Source organism: Caldisphaera sp., assembly GCF_046536515.1.
In the GTDB taxonomy this organism is placed as follows: domain Archaea; phylum Thermoproteota; class Thermoprotei_A; order Sulfolobales; family Acidilobaceae; genus Caldisphaera.
The window spans coordinates 1-4,618 of the sequence record NZ_JAWDMQ010000076.1 but is presented as its reverse complement, the minus strand read 5'-3'; the positions used below and the strand labels follow the sequence as shown (position 1 = coordinate 4,618).

4 protein-coding genes and 1 pseudogene are annotated in these 4,618 nt (G+C 36.5%); 3 read left to right on the top strand and 2 right to left on the bottom strand.

Annotated elements, in window-relative coordinates:
• Positions 1-194 (top strand): annotated as a pseudogene (locus RXO53_RS07725) (MFS transporter); the annotation flags it as partial.
• A gap of 110 nt (positions 195-304) precedes the next feature.
• Here RXO53_RS07725 and RXO53_RS07720 read toward each other — a convergent pair.
• A complete protein-coding gene (locus RXO53_RS07720; RefSeq protein WP_410713648.1) occupies positions 305-451 on the bottom strand; it encodes a hypothetical protein in 147 nt (48 codons plus the stop codon).
• Positions 452-960: 509 nt separating this feature from the next.
• Positions 961-2,295, bottom strand: coding sequence for a hypothetical protein (locus RXO53_RS07715; protein WP_410713647.1), 1,335 nt, complete (start codon positions 2,293-2,295; stop codon positions 961-963).
• A gap of 302 nt (positions 2,296-2,597) precedes the next feature.
• Here RXO53_RS07715 and RXO53_RS07710 point away from each other — a divergent pair, with 302 nt between their 5' ends.
• Complete coding sequence (locus RXO53_RS07710) at positions 2,598-2,819, top strand: hypothetical protein (RefSeq protein WP_410713646.1); 222 nt, start codon at positions 2,598-2,600, stop codon at positions 2,817-2,819.
• Between the two features lie 276 nt (positions 2,820-3,095).
• Positions 3,096-3,557 (top strand): hypothetical protein, encoded by a 462-nt coding sequence (locus tag RXO53_RS07705; protein ID WP_410713645.1) that lies wholly within the window; start codon positions 3,096-3,098, stop codon positions 3,555-3,557.
• Positions 3,558-4,618 lie beyond the last annotated feature (1,061 nt).

Sequence of the window (4,618 nt, the reverse complement as noted above, 5' to 3'; positions counted from 1 at the left end):
ACAGCTACTTCTTCTCAATAATGATGATTATTGGTTCTGGGCTGCCAGCAGCCCTTGGAGCTATGGTTACTGCCGTTGGCTACCAAGGTACAATACTAAGCATTGTGCCCATAGTAGCCATCATCTTCGGTGCTACTATGTTCTTCGCAAGAAGGGCCTCGGCGGTACTTATTAGGCCCCCCATGACAAGATGAGCGAAAGGCCTCGCCTTTCAGAGCGGGGAGGAGGTCAACACTGAAAGTCTGTTGCTTAGCTTTTATACTAATAGTAAGCAGGGCTTAACTTGCTACGGCCTCCGAGGTTTTCATGCAGTCAACGGGGGACCTGCGAAACCAGAACGGTAACAACTACAAGAAACTAAAATATCGTGAACAAAGAAGTTTTTCCACCATTTCTCATCCCAATAATTTACATTGGGAACTTTGGGTTGACAACCGCTAGGAGCTGGCAAGTTAGCTCGCCATATTATTATTTAACTTCATTGTTTATAAAGTTTTATTATACAATTTATTTTAATTAATGAAATTTAAATGAAAATTCTTAACTGATTATATCATTAAAATTAAAAATGATTTGGTTAATGTTAAAATATGATTAAAATGTTTGGGAATTCTGTACAATTACTATAAGAATTTTACAGATAATCATTAATTTAATAAGCTTCACTTATTATTAAAATTAGATATATGGCATTATCTTTAAGCATTATCAGTATTTAGCTCCTGAAGTGTTATTACTAATAGCTAGGCTAAAGGTCATACTCTAGATGCTCTAGAAGTTCAACGATTGGGTAAGACCTCTTTTGGCAAGTCATGCTATTACTGAAGACTAGGTAAATCATTTTTAGTTACTCATTAATTTAAAAACAAAACTCAGAAATGTTAACTCGGAGGTAAGGTTTTATTGATTTCACTACGCAGCTTACCTAAGTAATTTAGCTATGAGAGGATGCTTTGAAAACTATTTTATAATATAGAGTTGCTTTATCTCGTTCACAATTTCTTTCTTGAATTTAGTTTCATCAAATATTAGCATATGAGGTGGAGCATCTTTGTTGAAGCCTGAAATTACACCCTTTGTATGCAAGTTCTGTGAGGCTTTCTCTAAATCATTGAGACTTAGTCCTAGTATTTTCAACATATCATAAAACCTTTCAAGCTTGTCTGGCGTTAGAGGGAAGAAATGGTATAGCACATTTAACGATGCCAAATCCTTCACAATCTCTTCATTTTTTATGAAATCGGTCAGCTTATTAATTACTAGCTCAAAGATAATTTCACTTGCTTCAGGGAGCAGCCTAACACCTTCGCACTCAAAAGCTAGGCCCAGCTTGGCAAGTCCTTCCCAGAATTCTTGGTATCTTTCCTTTAGCACAGGATAAAGAGCGCTTACAGAAACTAAAGCTCTTTTGAGATCTGGAGGCCAAGAGTATGGGCAATCGTAACCCGACTTATTGCAATATTCTATTCTTGATGGAAACAATGGTTCATCATTGTTAACTTTAAATCTTTCAGCATAGGTCATCAATGCGACCTCCCACCCATGCATTTCTATTAATTTCCTTAGTTCTTCCTCAACTTTGCTAACATAATTCTCTGCTTCGACACTTGTTACATTTTCGTTAGTTATGACAACGTTGTAGCCTGTTCCTCTATCTCTAGTTATGTCTACTAGGCCTAGCTGGTGAAGTATGTTATATGCTACCTCATCGCCTACAGCATAGTAACCCTTACCGTTAATCCTCATATAATATAAGTCTTCATAATCCTTGTAAAGCTTATAACAGGTCGTATGGGCATGAAGTAAAAGTCTCCTTGCCCTTTCTCTAATTTCAACAGGAACTCCAAACTTATCAAAGGCCTCGTCAAGGTCCTGGTACTTCGGCACTCTTGCAAGAAGCTCTGCTGTAGTCATTGGGTAGTCTTTGGGAACCTTCAAGAGCTCTCTTAGTTTATTCTCCAACTCTTCGAGGTTTCTCACAACAAATACATTGCCTGAGCCAACTGCAGGAACTTCAAAGCCTTGCTTTACAGCTAACACAAATCCGTAGCTCGCCTTGACAGTGTAAACCCTATCTAGATCCTTCTCTAATCTTGAGGTACGACTGACCTCAATAGCCACTGTTGTATTGTTGCAGATCTCTTTTCTAGCACATGTACCATAGACGTCGAGCCTCACAGGTTTGTTATTAGTTAGGGTCCAATATTCTAGCTTTGCATTGTAACCATAATACGTCAGAAGCTTATCTACGGCATCTTGATAGTCTTTGTGGCTAAGAATGGATGTCTTATTCAAGACAAATCCCCATATAATTATTATAGTTGGAGACTAAAAAATCTAAAGTAAATTTGTAAGAGTGTTGTTTACTGAAAAAGAGTTTTATAGACCTTAACTTAAGACTAACTATAAAAGATTTATGCAGATTTTAAAAATGCTTTATTGTCAAGGTTTGCCATCTAGACACTGGGTTAACTGGGGAGTTAACAAAATGTGCAAACAGTTAGGCTCAAAATTATGCTAGATAAATAAACCAATTTGTGCAAAGCATTTAGGCAAGGTATTTAAGGAATAGTCGACTATTAAAAAAGAGGGATTGTGTGTATAAGGCTACAGTTACCTTTATACTAAAACAATTTCCTCACTTTAATGATAAAGGTGTACAAACGCTTGAACTTAAGTGCCCTTCCACATCATTTATTGTAAATGATGTCAACGTTGATAACTGTAAAAAGATTGATGAAGATAAAAACAAAACTAATGAGAGCGCGAGAACTAACATTCAGAAGTATAATCTGACTTTTTTATATAGAAGCAGATAATGACGATCTTTTTTATATAGAAGCAGATAATGACGATAAGGCTAAGGAGTCAGCGCTCAAGAATGCTAAGGAAAGAGCTGAATGGATTGCTAATATCTTAAGTTTAGAGCTAGGCTATGCTTTTGAGGCTGAGGATATTCATTTGACATCGCTTTCTTCTATAGATGATTATGGAAACGAAAGACTAGTAAACTTTTTACAGCCCACGTTATTACTCTCATATGTAGTAATTCAACCTATATCAGAAGACGTCATTAGGGCGCTATTGAGAAAAGCTTGAAACTCGAAAAGGCTGTTAGTAAGAATAAGAATAGAGTAGATGAGTTAATGAGAGTTACAAGGTGGTGGATTTCTGGCTTAAAGGACGAGTACGCGGTCGACAGGTTTCTGAAGTTTTACTTTGCGTATGAGATGTTAGTTGCAATTAAGAAATATAAAAAAGGAAAAAAATACGAGGAGTTTAGAAAAATGTATTTAGATAATTTTTATTATCTAGATATTTATTGTAAGCATAAAGGATATGAAAATATAGATGATATCATTGATAAATGTCCACAAGATAAGAAAGGCGGACGCATTAGCATTAGATGGGTTAGAAATAGCCTAGTTCATGAAAAAAGCGGAGAAAAGGACTTAGCAGAAAAATTAGCTGTTTGTAGTGCTGACGAGTTTGGTTTGAAGGTTCTTGGTGCTATCAAGAAAATAATCTATGAAGAGATAGGTTTATCCTTTGACTGAATCTAGGTCTGGCCTGCTTAGCAGAAGTAAAATGTGGGGGTAGAGGTCTTCTAACGAATAATTGATGTCAAGGTTTAGCAACCTTAAAACGCATGTCGCAGTTCATAATTAAGCCTATATGAGTCAATAGTGTTAAAAAAAAGTTTATGTGTGCAGCTCATGAATGAAATTCGTACGAACTGGACTGTATTTTTGGCATATTAATTTTTTAATATTAACAACAATGTGGTTACGGCGAGATGACAAAGCTAAACCTCCTATATTGCATGATAAGCTCTGATCTAGCCAAGGTAAGTTCAAAAACAGCAATGCGGCTATCTAAGAGGCCAATACTGATCCCCCTGAGCTTAAAATTGAGTCATTCCATATGAGAATTGCTGTAACCAAGTGTCTGCTTAAGATAAATTTTGTGCCGTTGGCTACTATATAAGTGAAGTTTGGGAATATAGTGAGGGTTCATACTCTAGTGTTATTTAAGGACCTAGCCTGTAATTATATAAAAATATCATATAACATGGTTGACCCCCTACTGAAGAACCTATAGAAAACGAAGACGTTCACAAGGAGTACAAACGAACTTGGCATAGAGGTTTGAATCCATCACTCCTCAAATACTTTTGAGGTCAGTGAGTAGAAAGGGCAGTCACAGCCGATCCTGAGTGAGAATGATGGAATTCCGATTAGCTTTTTCGAAGCTTATCCGTCATGGATCAGGTGCATCGACAATGAAATCTTCAAATCTTCATAAGGCTTTGGGGCAACTCTATAAAGGAGAAGGATGTTAAGGACGTCGCCTTGCTTATAGACAAAGTCCTAAGGGATATCTTAAGGGTTAATCTCAGTTAGTGTAACAGAACTAAGATATGGTGGATTAAGTATACTTACTTAGGGCTCAATCTCTTATTCACTGAAATCTCATATTTAGTAGATTTAGTATCTACATTGACTATATTAACGGGATAATATATAATTAAGCACAGTATTAAGTCGAGATTGCTGTAAGAAGGTGACTGCAGGACAAACCCCTCACACCTTTTACCATACATACAGCGTTTGAGAAT